Source organism: Zunongwangia mangrovi, assembly GCF_900112105.1.
Taxonomy (GTDB): domain Bacteria; phylum Bacteroidota; class Bacteroidia; order Flavobacteriales; family Flavobacteriaceae; genus Zunongwangia; species Zunongwangia mangrovi.
The window spans coordinates 13,588-35,291 of the sequence record NZ_FOKV01000007.1 but is presented as its reverse complement, the minus strand read 5'-3'; the positions used below and the strand labels follow the sequence as shown (position 1 = coordinate 35,291).

17 protein-coding genes and 1 tRNA gene are annotated in these 21,704 nt (G+C 34.2%); 5 read left to right on the top strand and 13 right to left on the bottom strand.

Annotated elements, in window-relative coordinates; genetic code table 11:
• Nucleotide 1: 1 nt before the first annotated feature.
• From BM201_RS14030 to BM201_RS14015, 4 genes are all read left to right on the top strand, one after another.
• Nucleotides 2-1,903, top strand: coding sequence for a RecQ family ATP-dependent DNA helicase (locus tag BM201_RS14030; protein WP_092543704.1), 1,902 nt, complete (start codon nt 2-4; stop codon nt 1,901-1,903).
• A gap of 1 nt (nt 1,904) precedes the next feature.
• On the top strand, nt 1,905-2,849 hold the full coding sequence (gene fmt, locus BM201_RS14025) for a methionyl-tRNA formyltransferase (RefSeq protein WP_175487050.1): 945 nt from the start codon (nt 1,905-1,907) through the stop codon (nt 2,847-2,849).
• 184 nt (nt 2,850-3,033) lie between these two features.
• Complete coding sequence (locus tag BM201_RS14020) at nt 3,034-3,306, top strand: HU family DNA-binding protein (RefSeq protein WP_084842084.1); 273 nt, start codon at nt 3,034-3,036, stop codon at nt 3,304-3,306.
• 125 nt (nt 3,307-3,431) lie between these two features.
• Nucleotides 3,432-3,992, top strand: coding sequence for a YqgE/AlgH family protein (locus BM201_RS14015; RefSeq protein WP_092543938.1), 561 nt, complete (start codon nt 3,432-3,434; stop codon nt 3,990-3,992).
• 35 nt (nt 3,993-4,027) lie between these two features.
• Here the strand turns inward: BM201_RS14015 and BM201_RS14010 are convergent, their stop codons facing one another.
• Nucleotides 4,028-4,873 (bottom strand): aminotransferase class IV, encoded by an 846-nt coding sequence (locus BM201_RS14010; RefSeq protein ID WP_092543700.1) that lies wholly within the window; start codon nt 4,871-4,873, stop codon nt 4,028-4,030.
• Between the two features lie 52 nt (nt 4,874-4,925).
• Complete coding sequence (locus BM201_RS14005) at nt 4,926-5,315, bottom strand: START-like domain-containing protein (RefSeq protein WP_013071941.1); 390 nt, start codon at nt 5,313-5,315, stop codon at nt 4,926-4,928.
• A gap of 172 nt (nt 5,316-5,487) precedes the next feature.
• Here BM201_RS14005 and BM201_RS14000 point away from each other — a divergent pair.
• Nucleotides 5,488-5,561: transfer RNA gene (locus BM201_RS14000), tRNA-Met, on the top strand.
• Between the two features lie 628 nt (nt 5,562-6,189).
• Here BM201_RS14000 and BM201_RS13995 read toward each other — a convergent pair.
• From BM201_RS13995 to BM201_RS13940, 11 genes are all read right to left on the bottom strand, one after another.
• Nucleotides 6,190-6,471, bottom strand: a complete 282-nt coding sequence (locus BM201_RS13995; protein ID WP_092543698.1) for a hypothetical protein — start codon at nt 6,469-6,471, stop codon at nt 6,190-6,192.
• 515 nt (nt 6,472-6,986) lie between these two features.
• Nucleotides 6,987-9,389, bottom strand: a complete 2,403-nt coding sequence (locus BM201_RS13990) for a phosphocholine-specific phospholipase C (RefSeq protein WP_175487049.1) — start codon at nt 9,387-9,389, stop codon at nt 6,987-6,989.
• A 122-nt stretch (nt 9,390-9,511) separates the two neighbouring features.
• Nucleotides 9,512-10,987 carry a SusD/RagB family nutrient-binding outer membrane lipoprotein gene (locus BM201_RS13985; RefSeq protein WP_092543694.1) on the bottom strand — a complete coding sequence of 492 codons (1,476 nt, stop codon included), beginning with the start codon at nt 10,985-10,987 and terminating at the stop codon, nt 9,512-9,514.
• Between the two features lie 23 nt (nt 10,988-11,010).
• On the bottom strand, nt 11,011-14,166 hold the full coding sequence (locus BM201_RS13980; protein ID WP_092543692.1) for a SusC/RagA family TonB-linked outer membrane protein: 3,156 nt from the start codon (nt 14,164-14,166) through the stop codon (nt 11,011-11,013).
• A gap of 1,077 nt (nt 14,167-15,243) precedes the next feature.
• Entirely contained in the window at nt 15,244-16,677 is a 1,434-nt protein-coding gene (locus BM201_RS13975; RefSeq protein ID WP_092543690.1) for a DUF1593 domain-containing protein, read from the bottom strand.
• Nucleotides 16,678-16,991: 314 nt separating this feature from the next.
• Nucleotides 16,992-17,867 (bottom strand): hypothetical protein, encoded by an 876-nt coding sequence (locus tag BM201_RS13970; protein ID WP_092543688.1) that lies wholly within the window; start codon nt 17,865-17,867, stop codon nt 16,992-16,994.
• Between the two features lie 324 nt (nt 17,868-18,191).
• Nucleotides 18,192-19,070: a hypothetical protein gene (locus BM201_RS13965; protein ID WP_139219242.1), complete on the bottom strand. Its 879-nt coding sequence runs from the start codon at nt 19,068-19,070 to the stop codon at nt 18,192-18,194.
• Entirely contained in the window at nt 19,039-19,404 is a 366-nt protein-coding gene (locus BM201_RS13960) for a hypothetical protein (RefSeq protein ID WP_092543684.1), read from the bottom strand. The genes BM201_RS13965 and BM201_RS13960 overlap by 32 nt, the downstream gene beginning before the upstream one ends.
• A 21-nt stretch (nt 19,405-19,425) precedes the next feature.
• Nucleotides 19,426-19,758 (bottom strand): hypothetical protein, encoded by a 333-nt coding sequence (locus BM201_RS13955; RefSeq protein ID WP_092543682.1) that lies wholly within the window; start codon nt 19,756-19,758, stop codon nt 19,426-19,428.
• A 253-nt stretch (nt 19,759-20,011) separates the two neighbouring features.
• The gene (locus BM201_RS13945) at nt 20,012-21,031 is read right to left on the bottom strand and encodes a hypothetical protein (RefSeq protein ID WP_092543678.1); all 1,020 of its coding nucleotides are present in this window, start codon (nt 21,029-21,031) and stop codon (nt 20,012-20,014) included.
• Between the two features lie 7 nt (nt 21,032-21,038).
• Complete coding sequence (locus BM201_RS13940) at nt 21,039-21,680, bottom strand: hypothetical protein (RefSeq protein WP_139219240.1); 642 nt, start codon at nt 21,678-21,680, stop codon at nt 21,039-21,041.
• Between the last annotated feature and the right edge of the window lie 24 nt (nt 21,681-21,704).

Genomic DNA, 21,704 nt, shown 5'->3' with positions numbered 1-21,704 from the left:
ATTGCAGGAAGCTTTACAAATACTAACTAAATACTGGGGACACAAAGAATTTAGACCTTTACAGTGGCCCATTATTGCTTCGGTTTTAGAAGGCGAAAACGTATTGGCTTTACTACCAACTGGTGGTGGAAAGTCCGTTTGTTTTCAAGTGCCTGCTTTAATGCGCAGCGGTATTTGTATTGTGGTTTCTCCGCTTATCGCTTTAATGGAAGACCAGGTAAGTAATTTGCAGGCTAAAGGCATAAAAGCTATGGCTATTACCGGTGGCATTTCTTATACCGATCTTGATAAGAAACTGGACAACTGTATCTACGGAAATTATAAATTCTTATACCTCTCTCCTGAAAGGCTTCAAATGGAATTGGTGCAGGAACGCATCAGACTAATGAATGTAAATCTAATCGCGGTAGATGAAGCGCATTGCATCTCACAATGGGGGCACGACTTTAGACCAGCTTATAGAAATATATCTATTTTTAATGAATTAAAGCCAGAAGTTCCGCTTATCGCCTTAACGGCAACTGCTACCCCCCCTGTTATCGAAGATATAAAAGAGCAGCTAAAATTGCCCAATCTTAAGTTGCATAAAAAATCGTTTTACAGGCCCAATATTGCCTATAATGTTATTTATGCTGAAGACAAATTCTTTGAAGTTTCTAAGCTGCTAAAATCTTTTGAAGAAACTGCCATTATTTATGTAAGAAGCCGAAATGCAACCACTGAAATTGCCAATTATCTACAATCTAAGGATTATAAAGCTGAAGCATTTCATGGCGGAATGAAAATGGGCGATAAAAAACGAAAACTGGAAGATTGGCTTCAGAATAAATTCAGGATCATGGTGGCGACTACTGCATTTGGGATGGGAATCGATAAACCAGATGTTAGACATGTAATTCACCTCAATTTACCCGAGAATCTGGAAAGTTATTTTCAGGAAGCAGGCCGTGCCGGGCGAGATGGCAAATATGCCGAAGCTAGCGTAATCACCAATAAAAGTGATATTCCGGTTTTAGAGAATCAATTTTTAGCAAAATTACCTTCTATTCTAGAAATTAAAGAGGTCTACAAAAAAGTCCTCGCTTATTTTAGAATCGCTTATGGAGAAGGCGAACAGGAAGCTTTCAATTTTAATTTTAATCTGTTTTGCAAGCAATACAACTTCAATATTCATAAAGCTTACGCAGCATTGCAAATTTTAGAACGTTGTTCTATACTGAAGTTGAGTGAAGAATTTCATAAACGCACTTTGGTGAAATTCGAGGTTTTTCCGGGTACTTTAAATACCTATTTAAATAATCAAGCTGAAGTTTCAGAATTTACCAAAAGCATTTTAAGAACTTACGGTGGCATTTTTGAAAATCTTACTGCTATTAATTTGTCTTCTTTAGCTGAAAAATCCAATATTTCAGATGCTGAAGCATTGCATATCCTTCAGAAATTAGAAAAAGATGAAATTATTGAATTTGAATATGCGCAACACGATGCCTCGGTCACCTTTTTAGTACCACGTGAAGATGAGCGAACGCTAATTCCGCATACTAAATTTATCGAGCAATATCTTCAAAATAAAAAAGAAAAAATAGAACAGGTTTTAACCTATATCGATACAAACGAAACCTGTCGTAGCAAGCAACTTTTAACTTATTTTGGCGAAAAAGAGATTGATGACTGCGGAATTTGCTCGGTTTGTACGAAAAAGCAATCCGGAAAATTAACTCGGGATTTAATGAATATCATCTATTTTGAAATTATCAAACTATTAAAAACCACAGAAAGAAATTCTAGAGAATTGGTGGCACAATTACCTTTTGCTGAAGAACATATTCTTGAAGTTTTACGCCTTTTAGTAGAAAAAAACCGAATAAAAAGAACACCAACCAATACCTACAAAGCACATTAAAATGAAAGATTTACGAATATTATTTATGGGAACGCCAGACTTTGCTGTAGAAGGTCTTGCGAAAATTCTAGAAGCCGGCTATAATGTTGTTGGTGTAGTTACCGCGCCAGATCGCCCTGCGGGTCGTGGTAGAAAATTAAACCAAAGCGCAGTAAAAAAATTCGCTTTAACCAAAGGTTTGCCCATTTTACAGCCAACCAATTTAAAATCTGAGGAATTTGAAGCTCAGCTTAAAGAATTAAACCCTAATCTTCAGGTTGTAGTTGCTTTTAGAATGTTACCAGAAAAAGTATGGAAGTTTCCTGAATACGGAACCTTTAACCTACATGCTTCAATATTGCCAGAATATCGCGGTGCTGCACCGATAAATTGGGCGGTGATTAATGGTGAAAAAACAACTGGGGCAACTACCTTTTTTATAGATGAGAAGATCGATACCGGGAATATAATTCAGTCTAAAGAAATCGAAATTGTAGCTACAGAAAACGTGGGATCTGTTCACGATCGCTTAATGAAACTTGGCGGGGAACTTATTGTAGATACCTTAAAACTTATTGAAAGTGGCGAGGTGAAAACTATTCCACAAAATAAGGAAGAAGATCCCAAACCCGCGCCAAAATTAACCCGTGAAAACACCAAAATCGATTGGACGCAAAGTACAAGTACGATTTTTAACCTTATACGTGGTTTAAACCCTTATCCAGCTGCATGGTGCTTTTTGCAAAACGGAGATAAATTGAACGTTAAGGTTTTTGATAGTGAAATGATTTTAAAAGAGCACGCAGAAAAACCAGGAAAAATAAGTATTGAAAATCATCAAATTAAAGCCGCCACTAAAGACGGTTATGTTCTTATTAATGAAATTCAGCTTCCCGGAAAGCGAAAAATGAAAGTAAAAGATTTGCTAAACGGTTTAAGGCTAGAACATGATGCTTATATGCTCTAAGGCCTTGTAAATACTGAAATCATAAAAAATCAATAAATTTAAGCTCCAATTATTAACATTTTGCCAAAGTTATCAACAAACATCGCGTTTTCCCTTGCCATTACTTGCATAGGCGATAAATCCATATAAATTTGTAAGAGCAATTGAACAGAATGTTTAACCAACAATTATTTAAATTCAAATTATGAACAAAACAGATTTAATCGACGCAATGGCTGAGGACGCAGGTATTTCTAAAGCTGCGGCTAAAAAAGCATTAGAATCATTTTTAGGAGGAATCGAGTCATCTCTTAAAAAAGGAGACAGAGTTTCTCTAGTAGGATTTGGATCTTGGTCTGTGTCAAAAAGAGCAGCAAGAGAAGGAAGAAACCCACAAACTGGAAAAACTATCAAGATTGCTGCTAAAAATGTAGTGAAATTTAAAGCTGGTGCAGATTTACAAAAAGCTGTAAACTAATAATTATCACTATTTTAGTTAAAGTATTAAAGCTTTCCTACGAGGAAAGCTTTTTTTATGCATATTTTTTTAATATTTATTGTAGAGTTAAGAATAATTAGTTAGATTAGTTAAAAAGTATGCCTATGATTGCACTTAAACCCTCTAAAGGCCACCTTTTAATCGCAGAACCTTCAATCATTGGAGATATTTCCTTCAACAGGTCTGTTGTACTTTTGGCCGAACATTCTGAACGTGGCTCTGTAGGATTTATCTTAAATAAAGTTCTGGACTTCACTCTTAAGGATTTAATTCCTGGATTAAACGTAGATTTCCAGATTTATAATGGAGGGCCCGTAGAACAGGACAATCTTTATTTTATTCATCGAATCCCAGATCTAATTCCGGATAGCGTAGAGATCGCAGACGGTATTTACTGGGGAGGAAATTTTGATGCCGTAACCACACTCATTTCTCAAAATTTGATCGATAAGGACCAAATTAGATTTTTCCTTGGTTATTCTGGTTGGGATGCCGAACAATTGAATAGTGAATTAGATGCTAATTCCTGGATCGTTGTCACTAACGAAGACCAAAAAAATATTATTGAACGCCCTTACGATTCATTCTGGAAAGACCAGATGATGCAATTAGGCGGTGAATATGTTCTATGGTCTAACGCACCAGAAAATCCTAGTTACAACTAGAAACACATTCTCTTTCCTAGCCTAACCACTAGCTTCTAACCTAATCTTGCCTTTGCATTTAATTTGGCAAGCAAGTCTTTAGCCACCACATTTTTAAATTCCTTTTTACGATATTTTGATATCGGCTGTATTCCTACGATTACATTTGTGATAAAAAGTTCATCAGCTTTTTGTAATTCAAATGGAGAAACAGAAGCCTCTTGAAAAGTATATTCCTGTAGCTTTTTAATAATATTGATTAGTTGCTTACGGGTAATCCCATTTAAGGCACCATCGGTAAGCGGCGGAGTTTTAATTTTGTTTCCTTTTACAACAAATAGGTTTCCATTTAAGGCTTCTACAACAGACTTTTTCTCGTTTACAAGTAAGCAGTTGTCATAGTCATTTTCCTTTGCGAAAATACCTCCTAAGACATTAACTGCTTTATTATTGGTCTTGATCGTAGAAAGTAAACCGGGGTTGATATAGTGGTCTTTAAAAAGTTCGACTTCATAAAAAGCTTCACTTAATGTATAAAAAGGATCTTTGATTTCTGAAGTAAGAATAAAATATTCAATATCTCTTACCTCTGGAGTGTACAAACCTCCTTCTTTTCTAAAAACTGAAAATTTTACACGCGCCGGTTTATCCTGAAGATTATTTTCTTTAATAAGATCAATAATTTGTTCTTCCAAAAACTCCGGTGAGAACTCATGCGGAATTTCCATGCGCATAATACGCATAGATGCCATTAGTCTAAAATAATGGTCTTCCCAAAACATTGCTTTACCGTTAATTACTCGTATGGTTTCAAAAACTGAATCTCCGTACGCATAACCACGATTGGTTATCGATAAATTTGCTTCGTTCTCCTGTAGTAAACTTCCGTTAAAATTGATCATAAAAAAGCCCCGATTAATAAGCGGGGCAAAGGTAAGTTTTAAATATCGAATATTAAACCGATCCCAATACCTGTTTTAAGTCTGAGATCATATTTTCCCAAAGCATTTTACCTTCTTCTACCTCATCTTCATCTTCAGCAAAATCGGTAATCATTATAGAAACATCTTTGGTAATATCGTCTACCTGAATACGAATTTCAAAATAGTAAGGCGTACCTTCTTCTTCTGCCCATCTAAATTTTACACGTTCATCACTTTTTTTGCTTACAAGCTTTGCCTGCTCTTCGCTACCTTCCCAGATAAAAGTAAATAATTCTCCGCGTGAATTCACATTATCAGCATACCACTCACTTAATCCTGAGGGAGTTGAAATGTATTGATATAATAATGAAGGAGAAGCGTGAATTGGAAATTCCATTTCGTACTTTATCTTATCTTCCATTTTTTGATTTATTAGTTTTGAGCAATATATATATTAATTGGTAACATTAAAAGAAAACATTTTAAATATTTTCGAAAAAATTATTTGCGGCATTTGAAATTGTTATTATATTTGCACCCGCATTTGCAATACAGCGCGAATGCTTCCTTAAGGCAGTAATACTGCACAATACGGCGAGGTAGCTCAGTTGGTTAGAGCGTCGGATTCATAACCCGGAGGTCCCGAGTTCAAATCTCGGTCTCGCTACAGTAATAACAAGGCTTTCGAGAAATCGAAAGCCTTCTGTTTTTTAATGGGTACAGAATAGGTACAGAATTTTATCTATTTCAAATAAATTAAAATGAGTGACTTAGAATGATCTCATTTGATAGCAATTGAAACCAAATTCTAAGTTTTTTTCGAAAATTTAATTGAGAAAATAACTCTTACTTCATTTTCTAAGTTTAAAATTTGATATCATTTTTAATTTTTCACCAATGAAAGGTGCGATATTTCTGATTTTTTTCAAATAATTAGCAGGTATGAATGTTCCATGATCTGATGTAATTTTCAAAAGCAAGAATAATCTCCTGGAAATTCAAACAAAATTTATCAAAGAAATCTAAAAATTAGGCAATTTACGGCTGAGATTGGTAGATGGTATAACCAGAATTATTATATAATACAATTACCCCATAGCTAATGCTATAGTTAAGTAGAAGTCCAATCGGAATGGTAATATTGGTTAAAAATTTTCAATCCGCTCTAAAATGTTTATAAAAAAGAATACTATGATCTCAGATCAGATCTTTTAATATAAAATAAACTAACAGTGTTCTAAAAAATAAAATATCATTCAGTAGTAGATTGTCTTCCTCTACAAAGAAAGTATATTTTATTTCTTAATTCTAATAATTATCCGTTTATAGCTGCTAAGTGGCGGTTCACCTGAATCGGAAACTTCGCAGATTATATGAATTGTATCTCCATATTTGGCATCTAAAGGAATAGTGATTGTAGTTCGAGCTAAATCTGATTTCGGAATGGTTTTTCCGTTGTAAGAATCTGCTTCGTTATAATGCCACCAACTGAAAAATAAATCATCGTCATCAGGATCTTTTGATTTTCCTGCATCCAGAGTAATTTGGTCTCCAGGGCTGGCTTCAATATTTAGCATTTTTAATGATCTATAAGGGACACGCTTTCCGTCACCTCAAGAGGAACTGACAGCGGCGGAATCGATAAGCATTGAATCTGCTGAAGCTGTATCCATAAGGGCCCTGTTTATTTTGACTTCCCGACATAATTCTAACAGTGATGACTTTTGCTATAATTCGAATTTAAGAGTCGATCTGCGATATTAAAGGTGTCGCTACTCATACCATCACTTATCATAAATATGATATTTTTAGTTTATTTGAACTATATAATCAAGCCATAAATTAGAATGAAGATTACTTACTAAACCTCCAAAAGCAAAAAGACTACCATTCTTAAAAAAACTCTTTTTTATTTAAAGCGTATTATTTGCATTAGAAATTAATTTAATTATAAATTTTCACATTATTTAGATGTTAACTTTTTAAATAATGAAAATTAATACTTAGTAAATACTGAATCAGCCAGTTATATAAATTCAGAATCATTCGGATTCTATTAAAAATTGACTGAAGTTAAGCTATATTTCAAATTTCAACTTATCATGTTTCCCATAAATGGATCGGTAATACTAGTTTTACCATTTTCAACATGACCAGCAAAACGCTGTTCAAAATCATCAAATTCATTTACAAAAATACTATAATCGTACCATCCAAATGAGTCTTTTACATCTAAAACCTGTTGATGAGTTCCTTTTTCTAAAACTAAACTTACAAGTTTTCTATTATATGACTTGTCTGTGATGGCAACATTAATCCTTTGCTTAGTAACTATTTTAAAAATTGCCCACACCCCTTCTTCATCACCTCTTATTTTTAATGTTATAGTAGTGGCTGCAAGCTGATTTTTATGTCCTCGGAATTCCCTATAAAAACCATTTGAAGCATAAGCTTTGATAAAGAATTCATCGGAATGGAAAGGAAAATCATATTTTATATGTTCACCTTCACTTACAGTAAAATCATAACAGGACTTTTTTGCATCCTGAAGTAAAGAAATCATATCATATACCTGAAACGGTGCTGCTACTTTTTTAGATTTAGAGAATATATTGTCATTGGACATGGTAAGTTCCAACTTATCTTTTGATGCCATATACCCGCAATCTAATGACAAATTATAAGGTAAAGCACAAGCAGGTTTGGTACCCGGCTCCTGCGCCGGCAATAATTTATTAAGTTGATCTTTATTTCTTAAATCCCTCAAATCGGTATCACTTAACATTTTATAATCCGAAGGCAATTTCTTTTCTTTCGCATCATAAATTTGTTGGATATAGGCGTCCCTTTTTACCGTCATTTCTTTTGGTACTGAGCTATCAGCATCCCTGAATACCGAAGTAAGGTTACCACAAATAGCCCGTCTCCAATCCCCAATATTCTCTTCAATAACTTTTTTACCTGTTTTCTTTTCTATAAAATGTTCCAGGAACTGTAACGAGGAAGTATGATCAAAAACTTCACTGTTTACATACCCTCCCCTACTCCATGGTGAGGCAACTATCATAGGTACCCGATAACCTAAACCTAAATTATGTTTTCCGTCTACAAACTCTTCTTCTGTAGGGATATTGTTACTCGCACCATTTCCCGGTTTAGGCGCTATAAAGGGAGGTACATGATCAAAATAACCGTCATTTTCATCATAGGTAACGATAAAAATTGTCTTTTTCCATTGCTCCGGATTTTTCGTTAAAATATCCAATACTTCAGATACGTACCAGGCGCCATACCATGGCGAACCGGGATGATCTGAAAAAGCACATGGGGCTACCAACCAGGATACCATAGGTAATTCCCCATTATCTACATCATTTCGAAATTGATGAAGCACGTCTCCCTTTGGAACTTTAAGTTCCTTATCTTCAAACTTCAAGTGTTCGAGTTTTCGATATTCCAGATAATTTTTATTGGTGATAAAGGCTTTATTATGGATTGCCTTTTGATGATCGCTTAGCTTATTAAAATTAACTTCGCTATACACCTCAAGATCTTTACTAAGATTAGCGATTTTAGCCGTTAATTCTTTTTGTTCATTTTCTGAATGCTTTTCTGACTTTTCAATTTTTAATAGTTTTTCTAATTCTGACTGCATCCATGCCCTGTGCTGGGGATGAAAACGAACATTATATTGTTTTATAAATTCTAAATCATTATCAGTAAAGTTAGCAAGCCAAAACTCTTCTTCTCCAGACAGACCTGTGGGAATACTAAGTTCGTTTTGATATACTCCCCAGGATATACCGGCTTCTTCAAGGCGTTCTGGATATGTTTTCCAGCTCACATTTTTAAAATCGATCATTCCATTATCTACATGGGCTTTTGAAGAAGGATTATGTGCATCTTCACGAACAGTTCCCGCCCAGAAGTAATTTCTATTGGGACTGGTACCCGTTAATGTAGAACAAAAGCTTTGGTCACAAACCGTAAAAGCATCTGCAAAAGAGTAATAAAAGGGAAGATCTTCCCGGTCGTAATATCCCATCGTTAACGGCATTCTGGCATAATCGGGATTCCCTGATTTTTTGGCTTCAAGCCATTTATCCATCTTACCATTATTTCTTGCAGCCACCATATCTTCCCAACCATGAGGAAGTGATCCCATCCATGTGGATTTGGTATTTTTTATATCCAGACGAAATGGCGTTGCAGTTTTACCAGCATTATTACGCTGATACCACACTGGTAACCCAGTAGGAGTGTCTATAGCCCTTGGGTCATTAAATCCACGTACACCACGCAAACGCCCAAAACAGTGATCAAAAGATCTGTTTTCCTGCATAAGAAACACGATGTTTTCTGCATTTAAGTAAGTGGTTCCGGGATCAGCACTTATCGCTAAAGCCCGAGCTATCGATTGTGGCATCGAATTAAAAAGTGCTGTGGATCCAGCTAATAAAGAAGCTTTTTTCAAAAATGATCTTCTTGACTCCATAATTTATATTTTATGAGATCTAAGTAGCAAAAAATGATAATTGATTTTTTGAATAACGTTTAATTTCGGCCTATAATTATAAAATAGCAGCATTGTAAAACATATGCTGCTATTTCTATAAATTAATCAAGCCACCATGGAAGTTGTCTAATCCCATCGTTTCCCCCAAATTGAGCGTTTATTGCGGCCTCGAGGTTTTTCGTATTATTATTATACTCTTCTACCGGGTAAACAAACCTGTACGGTGGTGTTTGTCCTGTAGGATAATCAAATTCAGGATAACCGGTTCTAAGATAATCGTAATACTGTGACCACCCCGCCTGTAAAAAGGTCGCTATATACTTCTGCGAGATTATGCTTTCCAGTTGTTCTTCCTCAGTACCCTCGAGACCTAAAGCAGCCTGGCTGATGTATTCTTCCACTTCTTCTACGCTTAAATATTCTGAGTATGCGCTCGCATTCGATCTATAAAACTCAAAATTTGCACGAATAGCATTTTCAAAATGTGCAGCTGGCTGATCATTTATCCAGCCTCTCAACGAAGCTTCTGCAAGTATGAACTCGACCTCCCAATAACTTAAAATGTTATGCGGTTCGGTCGTAGGATTGGTATAATATCTCGCATTAACTTTTGATATGTTCCCACTGGCAACTAGGGTTTCATTGATTACCGAGTAGTTTTCCGAAGGACTCCCTCCGTTATAGGAATCAAAATTATTGATATCTAATCCCTGCGATGCAGCACTTGAAGTTTGTTCGGCTACGATAAATAAACGCGGGTCTTTTAATTGCTTTAATAAATCAATATAGGTAGCTGACATATACATACTTGATCCATAACTACTCGAATTAAATTCGGTATAACGACTATCCTGCTGATCCTGAAAAACTAATTGAGCATTATCCTCTAAGGAACTAATGATAATCCCACGGGAATAAACTTCTTGAAATTTGCTTACGATATTTATTGATCCGGCAGTAGTTTTATTGGAAAGACTTATTAATAGTTTTAATTCGTAAGCATTAATAAGTTTTAGCCACTTTCTGGCATCGCCATTAAAAATGATATCACCTTCAATTGCCACATCTTCCTCTATCATAGATGCCGCTTCATCCAGTTCAGTAATGATTCCTTCAAAAACGATCTCCTGTGAATCATATGAAGGCTGAAAGTCATCTTCAGATTCGCCCTTTAAAGCTTCAGAATAGGGAATATCCCCAAATCGAAGGCTTAATTGATAAAAATAGTAAGCTCTAAAAAATTTACCTATAGCGATATAATTAGGACTACCAATGCGTTCAGCTTCTTCAATCATTTTGGTAATCTGTCTTAGATCGTTAAACTCTCCAAAGCTACCATTCCCCCATTTAAAATATTGATAATCGTTCTCTTCTCCCGTTTGTATAAGCATTCTTGAAGCATAAAGCGGACTGGTACCAGTAACCTGAAAAGCTTCAACCGAAATTTCTGTAAGTAGTAACTGGGGATGAGTTTGGCTTACGTTGTTAGGATTTTCATTAAGCTCATCTAAATCCTGACAGCTTTTTGTAATAAAACCTAAAAGAATAATTAAGGTATATATGACTAATTTTTTCATGAAATTAATTTTTAAGTTAAGGTTTAGAATTTAAAGTTCACTCCTAAACCAAGATATCTAGAAGAAGGATCCTGAATATTATTATTGTCACTCGTTTTATAGTCGGGATCTGTATAATAGTCTCCCTTTTTTAAAACAAATAGGTTATAGCCATTAAAGCTCACATTGGCATCTTTAATGGTTTTACTATTTAAAAGATCAGTAAAATTATAGCTAAGGCTAATGCTTCTCAATTTTAAATAAGAACGATCAAAAACATTCGCAAAGGTTTCACTTTCATCCTCGGTCACTCTGGCACGATATGGATAATTTTGCGACCAGGTTTGCCAGCTAATAGGAGCGGTATGCTCTTCAAAAACACGATTATCTGAAACAATATTACCACTTACGTCCCGTACCAACTCACCACTCACAAGATTTACACCCTTAGGCACATAGATAGCTTCTCCTGCGGCATATTCTTCATCACGATATTGAACAGATTTAGGATGTTTTCCTCCCCACCACATTTTTTCAACAACCTGAGACCGCAAGACACCTCCCCAAACGCCATCCATAGCTATATTTAAGTTCCAGTTTTTATATTTAAAATCATTTACAAAACCAAAAGTCCAGTCAGGATCAAAATGCCCTAAATAAGATAAGTACGTGTCTCTGGTAGGTAAGCCCGTGGAAGCATTCAAAATAACTTCTCCCTCTGGAGATTTCATCCATTCCTGATCGTAATAACTATCGATACGATCATTTAAAGAAAGGTTTCCAAACTTATCTTCTCCACTGGTAATTTTTGTTAGTTTGGTTACTTTTTTCGACCAGTTTAATAGTGCCGACCATTTAAGACCCTCATTAACCATGGGTTTGAATCTTAAGGAAAGCTCCAGTCCGTTAGTTGTATATTCATTTCCGTTAATTTTTCTGGAAGAGAATCCAGAAGCAAGAGAGATAGGCTGGTTAATAATTTGATCGGTATCTACCGTATTGTAATAAGTAGCATCAAAAGCAAAACGATTATCTAAGAACGAAGTATTCACACCTATCTCAAAAGAGGTTGAAGTTTCTGGAGAGATATTTGGATTAACAATTCCTGAAGGATATACAAGACGTTGAACATTTGCAAAGTTCCCTGAACTATTATAATAAGCTGAAAGTTGATAAGGATCCAGATCACTGGAAACCCTGGCCCAGGAACTAAATAATTTTACATATTCGATATCCTCTGGCATTTCAAAAATATTACTTATTAAAGCACTTCCCGATAATGAAGGGTAAAAATAGGATCGGTTCTCTTTAGGTAAAGTTGAAGACCAGTCATTTCTGGCAGACATCGTAATGAAATAGGTGTTTAAAAATTCTAAATCCAGAGTACCATACACACTATTAATCGCTTTTTTCCATAAATTATTTTCAGCTCTTACTGGTCCGGTAGAATTTCCCATATTATAAACTCCCGGTACCGTTAATCCATCGGTTGCCGCAAATTCTTGTTGGTACCTTCTAAAAAATGTTGATGCACCGGCATTCACTACGATTTTAAAATCTTCTGAAATGGAATTATCATAAGTAGCCAGTACATCATAATCGATATTTAACCTTCTTGAATTCCAGGTTTGATAAGATCCCTCTCTTGGCGCACTATAATTAAAATAAGATTTTGGACTTTCTAAATCTTCAAAATTTGATTTTAACACTCCAGATCCTCTTAATTGTAACCTGAAGTGTTCATCAAATTCATAAGCTAATTTTAATTGGACATTCAATAAATCTGAATTATATTCTTTTTGATAATGATTGGCTCCAAACCACGGATTGTTATACCATGCATAATTCCAGTTTGCCTGCCGGTATCCTTCCATTCCCGGTACCCATTGATGATTTTTAAGATCCTGCCCATTCACATCTTCTCCCATCCAAATCAAAAGGGTATACATATGTCCGCTAGGATTATACCCATAATTTGGATAATTAGGAGAATAAACTTTGTTGTAAGAAAGCTTACTGGTTAAACTCATCTTATCAGATAGCTGCGTTAAAGACTTATAACTTAGTCCTCCTTGTGATAAACTAGAGTTTGGTACGCGATCTCTATTATGCGAAAAATTTCCATTAATCCGATAATAGCCTTTTTCACTCTTTTGGCTTACAGTGAAATTAGTACTGGAAATTATACTTGTTCTTAAAAAATCGTCTAAATTGTCATGTCTAACCCATGGTAAAGGCTGTCTTGAATACCTGGATCTGTTATCATATTGCGTACCGGTCACGCTACCATACCATGGAATAACTTTTCCGGTTTGGCTATCTACAATCGGACTGTTCCACTGCGGAATCAATAAATTTTCATCAAATTTTGGTCCCCATATCATATCACCATCGGCAATACCGCCGTCGGCACCATCCCAGAATTCATACTGCCCGTTAGAGCCATTTCCATATTCATGCTGAGTTTCCGGAAAAATAGCATAGCCTGCTGAAACCATAACATTTTGAGATATTTCTATGCTTAACCCATCTTGCGTAGCGCTCTTGGTTGTAACCAGGATAGCCCCGTTTCGTCCTCTGGATCCATATAGTGCAGAAGCAGCAGTTCCTTTAAGAACATTTATAGCTGCAATATTATTTTGAGGAACATCAAAAAAATCAGTTTCTACCGGGATTCCGTCAATTACAATTAAAGGTGTCTTTCCCCGTAACGAGAATGAAGGTGATTGAAACATCCCAGGAGGACTACTTACCTGAAGTCCCGCAACTTTACCAGAAAACAAATTAGCGACATTAGGCACCGGTAAATTCTCCAAATTATTGGTTTCTATTTCCTGTGTGGCATAACCAATTTTCTTTTCTGCTTTTGTAATTCCCAGTGCAGTTACTACAACCTGGTCTAATGATTCGGTATTCACCTGAAGAGTTACTGTAAAATTATTCTCGTTTCCTACTGCAACTTCCTGGGTTTTAAAACCGATATAGGAAAATATAAGCGTATCATTTTGTACCGCGTTAATTAAAAAATCACCATCAATATCAGTAACTGCTCCAATCTGATTACTGTTTTTAACACTTATATTTACTCCTCCCAAGGGAAGACCATCAGGATCGGTAACTACTCCCGATATTTCCTGCTGACCGTAACTTGTCCAGACAAGATTAATAAATACAATTAATAATAAATAAAAATGCTTCATTGAAATCGTTTTTAAGTGAGCCTCAAACTTATTACATAGGATTGGAGTACTCATTAACAATCTTTAAAGTCATTGTTATTAAAAAATAAATCGGTTAAATTTCCTTAACATAGTAAATGAAACCATAAGATTATACTCTCATTTGGTTATTAGAATTTATATTTGAATCCACTTGTTTTCGCTAATAATTAATTAATAAAACTGATTGATAAGATTCTAAATAATTAATAATGATTTTCATCGAACGCGAAACAAAAGTCTATTCTTCCCTTGATGGTTTTCATTATGCAAAGTTTGGAATGTAGCAATCACCACTTTAGGTAATTAGAATTTTTTAGTATTCTGAGACAATACTCAATTTCAATCATATATTTATTCAAATTTGACCTCATAAAATTCGAGGAAAAAATGATATATGTAATTAAATCCGTCTGATAGTTGATGTATAGGAATTCTATTATCCAGGGACTAGCACCTATAAAAAAAAAGGAGCTGTTAATGCTCCCTTTTTTTATTCCCATTGTCTCGTCTAAAGGCTAATTCAGACCTAGAAATTTTGTGGCTACATTACAAATCTATAAATCTCAATCTCGAATCAAGTAAAATATGGGTTAAGTAATCTTAAATGATGTGAGGTAATAATTATGAAATGTAACCTAACTTCAAAATCCTATTGGTTGATTTTTTCACCAATAAATGGTACGATATTTCTGATTATTCAAATAATTAGCAGGTTTAAATGTTCCACGATCTAATGTAATTTGCAAAAGCAAGAATAATCTCCTGGAAATTCCAACATAAATTAATTAAAGAAATCTAAAAATTAGGCAATATACGGGTGAGATCGGTAGATGGTATAAACAGAATTATTATATAATACAATCCATAGCTAATGCTATAGTTAAGTAGAAATCCAATCGGAATGTATTGGTTCAAAATTTTCAATCTACTCTAAAATGGTTATAGAAAAGAATACTATGATCTCAGATCAGATCTTTTAATATAAAATAAACTACAGTGTTCTAAAAAATAAAATATCATTTAGTAGATTGTCTTCCTCTACAGAGAAAGTATATTTTATTTCTTAATTCTAATAATAATCCGTTTATAGCTGCTAAGTGACAGTTCACCCGAATCGGAAACTTCGCAGATCATATGAATTGTATCTCCATATTTGGCGTCTAAGGGAATAGTAATTGTAGTTCGAGCTAAATCTGATTTCGGAATGGTTTTTCCGTTGTAAGAATCAGCTTCGTTATAATGCCACCAACTGAAGAATAAATCATCATTATCAGGATCTATTGATTTTCCTGCATCCAAAGTAATTTGGTCTCCAGGGCTGGCTTCAATATTTAGCATTTTTCTCTTCAATATGATCTCTGGATGATGATTGGCTGAAGAATAATCTTTCACACACCAATCTGCACGAGCCGCAAATTCATTTTGAACATCATCTAACCAACGCCATATGGGTTTAAAATAATTTCTTCTTATAGCCACTTTTTTGCTTAAAGTATCATTTTCCATTTGTTTAGACCAACTGTTATGAATACTTCGTTGTCCGTTTGGATATGCATAAGTTGAGTCTGGAAGAGGATCCATCCAGACATTATTACGAATCTTTTTATATCTGCCACCCCATCCACCATAGCCAGGTGAATCCATACTTCGCAACCCATTAGGGATATTATAAAGGAAAGAGGGAGTATCGCCTTCTGCGTTAAAAGCTCCCTGATTGTTTTCGTAAACTGAACATAATGCACCGTGTCCCTTGATAATATTTTTCGTCATCCATTCCGCTTTAAAAAAAACCTGGATATCTTCAGGTAAAACTTTGTGCCATATATAAGCCATACTATCAAATTGATCTGAAATTATAATGGGAATATTATAATGTTCCCAGTTAGGTCGAATGTAATTTTGATAGGTTTCATCCTGTTCCCATATCAAAAATAAACGCATTTTACCTGCAACTTCCTTCATCCTTTCAGGATGTTCTTCCTGGATTATTTTAAGCGCTCTAGAGATTGTATTTACTCCTCCCCAAGCCTGAATCCAAACAGGTCGGGAGTCACTTTTATCTAGCAATACATTTGCGATTAATTCAGCACCTTCAGTTCTTATATTATCCTCTCCATTTCCTTTGATATTACCTACCTTCCATTTGCTTTTGAGAAATTCCGGGCTGGGATAATCTGAATCATGTAATAGGAGATTTTGATAGACTTCTCCATAAAGATTAATGTATTCTTCAATCCATGAAACCGGATGAAATGCATTCCAACCTTTCCCGCCTTCCCAATGAAATTGGGAACTACTATTTATTATGCCTTCTATATCAAATTCATTTGCAGTTAAAAGGAATCTTACCATCGAAGCTCTATCATCAGCCTCGCCGTCAGTTGTAACAATGACACGTGGTTTATCTTCTATATTGCGGGCGTTTAACTCTTTGGCAGAAAATAAGATTATAAAAACCAAAAAGAGTAATTTGTTGCACATCACCTTCATTAAAGTTTGTTTTAGATAAATTTACTAAGGAATAATCTTGATGGTAAAATAGGTTTTAACTTTTCATGTTTTTAATTAACTCTCGAAGTAAATCATTTTGTTCTTGTTTCAATGAAAGAAACTTTTTAATTGATTTATATAGAAAAAATATAATCAATAATATTAGTACTACGTAACCGACTTTCAGTAATAAAAATAAAGAGGGAAGATTAAACATATGATAATAATTAATAGTTTGAAATTTTTAAACTTTTCTGAAAAATGAAACTAGTAAATCAAATAATGAATAGATCCTAAAATCACTTTAAATAAATCTAATTGCCTAATTCTCTTTCATATTGAGCAGCTGCTTCCTGAATATTTAATTCCCACCAGGTTTTTCGGTTTACTTCCTTTCTTTTATCGGGAAAATCAAATTTTTCCAACTTAACGGGTTCTTGCTTTAACAGATCAATCTCATAATTAAGATAACCATCTTTTAAATTCTTTCCATTTCCCGATATCGGAAGACTTATAGCAAAAACGTTATATGGGAAATTTACCGATATAAAATTGTTAAGCGGAGAGATAGGACGCGATTTATTTTCTGAATACCAAAAACGAATTTTTTTAACATTGGCTATATTCTTCTCGCTATTCAAATTAAACCATCCCATTTTGCATCTCCTGCCCGCAATTATTCTAGAGCTGTTCTGTTCAAAATGAATTAAGCTTTTTTTCCAATTAAATTCTTTATAAAAAATGTTTTCTTTATTAACCTTAATATTTTCCCGATAAAAAAAAGCCGTGTCTCTAATTACTTGAATCACGAAAACTTCAGCTCCTTTTAAATCTATTATATACTTTGGCTGAATGACTTTTGCGGAAAAAGAAAATTTAATATTAACGTCTTCCCGAGTCTCATCTTGGATTATTTTTTGACTATTTTCAGACGGAAAATTCGTCTCTTCATATGGCTCTCTTAGAACCAAAGAATCCTTTATATAAAAGTTATATTCAATGGGCGGCGGTTCAGTATTATTTACCGGGGTAAAAGGCTGGTAAGAAGTGTAAGTTTTTACCATAATATGTCCCTCTCCCTGATTCCCGAATTCCTGAGCATAATTTTTTTGTGAAGATGCAAGTAGGCAGCATAGAGTAAAAACTTCTATTAATTTATGACCGATTAAAATTAAAATAAATTGCTTCATTCTTATTTTATAAATATTTTACCATAAAGCGGTAACGAGTTCAGAAGTTTCATTATAAGTATCGAAATATAGTGATAGCAATTCTTTCCTGGTTTCCTGATTAGAATAGGTTTTTTATTCATTTTTTAATGTCGAAACCTCAGATAGCTTTTGTTTACAATTTAATTTCGGATTGTTTTGTGTTGATTCGATTTCATAAGAAATCAAAATTGCTAAAAGTATAACTTTAACTCTCCTATTCTTATATCATAAATTCTAAAAATCCAACATAATTTTAAGATCTTACCTGGCACCCAAACTCCGATGATGTTAGATAGCTTTCGCCTAATGCCACATCTCCTGCCATGTTTTACGATCTACCTCCATCTTTTTTTTAGGTAAATCAAATTTTTCTACTTTGACAGGTTCTTCCTCGAACAAATCAACCATAAAATTAAGGTATCCTTTTTTCACAGTATCTATAGGCAAACTAACCGCAAAAACCTGAAAAGGGAAATCTGATTTAAATAAATGATTTAGTGGTGATATAAGTTGGGATGTTTCTTTTGAATACCAAAAACGTACCTTTTTATTGCTGTTCCCATTTTCTTCTGTCCTGTTCAAATAGAACCATCCCTTTTTACAAAGTCTGCCTGCAATTAGACGGGTGGAATCTTCTTGATATTGAATTGTGTTTTTATTTTCTTTATGATAAAAATATCTATAAAAAAAGTCTTCTTTATTTTCTTTAAGGTCTTCGCGATAAAACAATACGCTATCTTTCTTATTTTTAATTACAGAGACCTCAGATTTTTTTAAATTTATAATATATTTTGGCTGAACAACTTTTGCAGTAAATGAAAATTTTATTTGAACGTCTTCCGCAGCATCAGCTTCATTATATCCCCGGTGCATAGTTACCGTTTCAGGAGGATCATGAACTTCTTCCTTCTCAAAAGGTGCTCTTAGAACCTGGTATTCTTTTATGTAAAAGTCGTAGTTAACAGATGGTTCTTTATTATTTATAGGGGTAAAAGGCTGGAAAGACATATAGGTTTTTATCATGACATGCCCTTCTCCCTGATTCCCGAATTCCTGAGCGTAATTTTTTTGCGAAATTAAAAGTATGCCACATAGTATAAAAAGCCCTAAAAATTTATGTTTTACTAAAAAATGGATCATCTGTTTCATTCTATAAAAATGTTGCCATAAAGCTATAAGCAATATTTACCTGAGGCCTGTTTGTAGTAGGAAATTCAGAAGCTATATAAATCATATAATCACTTCTTACATTGACAGGTTGTGTATATTCAATTCCCTTTATACCTACAGTCTGGGTATAATGTTTAATCCAGTAATTAAAACCTTCTGAATATCCCGTCTCTACAATATTAAGTAACCCTGAGTACGAAACAGTTATATTTGAGATAGTTGGAATATGTAAGTTACCATTTGAATAGGTTTGAATGCGTGTAATTGGATTAAAGTAAGTAAAAAATGTTCCGGCAACCTGAACATTATAGAAAATATAGACACTACCAATTATAGCTCCCTGCACAGAAGTGCTACCATTAACTATTTAGTAAAGAGTAGTGTTGTCATTACTTTTTAACTGATTAGCTAACGAGTTCACAGGTTCCATTCTTGACACCAGAGTATCGGAATAAAAAGTTTTATTTTCTTTAAAGTAATCATAAGCTTCTTTATAAGTATCAAAATTTAGTGGTGGCAATTCATTTCTAGTTTCTTGTTTGGAATAAGCTTCATCAACCGGATTTAACGTTATAATCTCCGATAACTTTTGTTTATAATTTATTTCCTGATCTTGTTCTATTAATTCCTCGCTTTCACAGGATACTAAAATCACTAAAAGCAAAAAGAGAGATAGAGACTTTTCAATTAAATTTTTCATAAGTAACGGTTTTATATATTAATTAAAGTTAAATAAATGTACCATAGAAACTTAGAAAGAACTAATAGTATTTTAACTAAAATTTCTGGAAACGAAACAAATATTTTTATACAAAAATTGATGTCAAAAGTGATTTATGATCAATTCTTAATAAAAAAATACAGTCCACTGAATGCTCAACAATGGACTGTTGTTTCAATTGTAAAAGATATGCCTAAAAATCTTAGCTAATTCAAACTCATATTTTAAACAACTATTCTCCTTCTACTTCAGATTCTTCTACAATTGGGTCCGGAGCATTAGGGTCTCTTCTTTCTATATCATTGCATTTTATAATAAATGTATATGTTCCATCTTTGTACACTCTAATATCGTGCAATCTGGTATTGAAATCCATATCTGCGAACCATTCTTCTCCATATTCGCTAATAAACTGTGAGGGAATTCTATAAGAATAAACCCAGGCTTGAGGATTTGATGGAAATGGAGGGTAAGGAAATTCAAAAATCATTGCTTCGTCGGTTAATTCGTATCCCCATGGTGTATTTTCTTGAAAGTAATGTCTCCATCCTTCGGTCCAACCATTAATAACTTCACCCTCACTCGGATTGAAAAAATCACCATTTTTATCCATCCATTTTAAAATGATCTTATTGGATCCTGATGGATCAAAATTTACCTCAACCTCTAAAGGGCGCCATATCCAACCCTGCGGTTGATTAACAGACGTAAAAAAAGATTCCTGGAAACCTAAACGATAATCCTGTCCTTGCTCCACTATTATGGTAGTAGCGTCTTCTACAACCCTACTACCTGCAGAATTACTTACTCTTACATCTATAGTATATTCTCCGGGTTCAACATTCCAGGTTTGACTACTAATCATTATACGTCCTCCAATTTCTTCTATTCTAAACACTGGAAGGTCTCTGGTTTCAATTTTATTTTCTAATATCGCTGCCAAGGTTGTATCAACTTCTGGATCCATGGCCCCCACCCATATAGGAGTGGGATAATCTTGCAACCAAGCTTCCGCCGTTTCTTCGCTTCCTACTCTTCTTATATCTAGTAATTCCACTTCAACAGGAGCCGTAGAACCATATACTGATAATGGTGGACTTGATCTTATTTCTCCTTGTCTTACCACAAATGGATTAGTTTCATAACGAATATCATTGCTTAAATATCCATCTGTAATTCCTTCTTCCTGACAACTGTATAGAGCGATAAACACAATTACAGTTAACCATTGATATAATTTTATTTTTTTCATCTTTTTATTAATTAAAACCAAAACTGTGAGTATTACTTATTACATGCATCATATTACCATCGGGATCAATAATTCCCTGAGTTTGCATTCTAACACTAATATCCCTTTCTTCAAATGGAATTGTTATAGGGTCTACTCCGATAGGATCTATATTTTCTCCAATGATTTTAGTTAAATACAAAAAATCAGGTTCTACACTACTCCATCTTTCCCCCGCAAAAAAGTCATTATCAGTTCTTGTAAAAACCTGAAATTCTTTTCCCGAAGCACTGTTCAAAGTAAGTGGGGATCCACGCTCTGCCAATTCTTCAAGCATAATCCGCTCATTAAATATATAATCTCTAATTGTATCCGCAGGGTATCTGCTATAAATGGAATCTAAAGGCTGATTGTTAAATGCAAAAGCATAATCTGTCGCTGCAAAAAATGTAGCCGCGTTATTTACTTCTTCCCGCATATCATAGTGATCGATCAAAAGTACGAGCGTATCAAACAACTCCCAATCATTTTGTTCTAGATATTCAACTTTACTCACCTCAATATTTGGATCATGAACACCTTCATCAGTTAAATAAGGGGAATCGTCACAACTAATTAATAATCCTCCTAAAAATACTATAACAGCTATATTTAAAAAGTAATTTTTCATAATTTTATTCATTATTAAAATGTG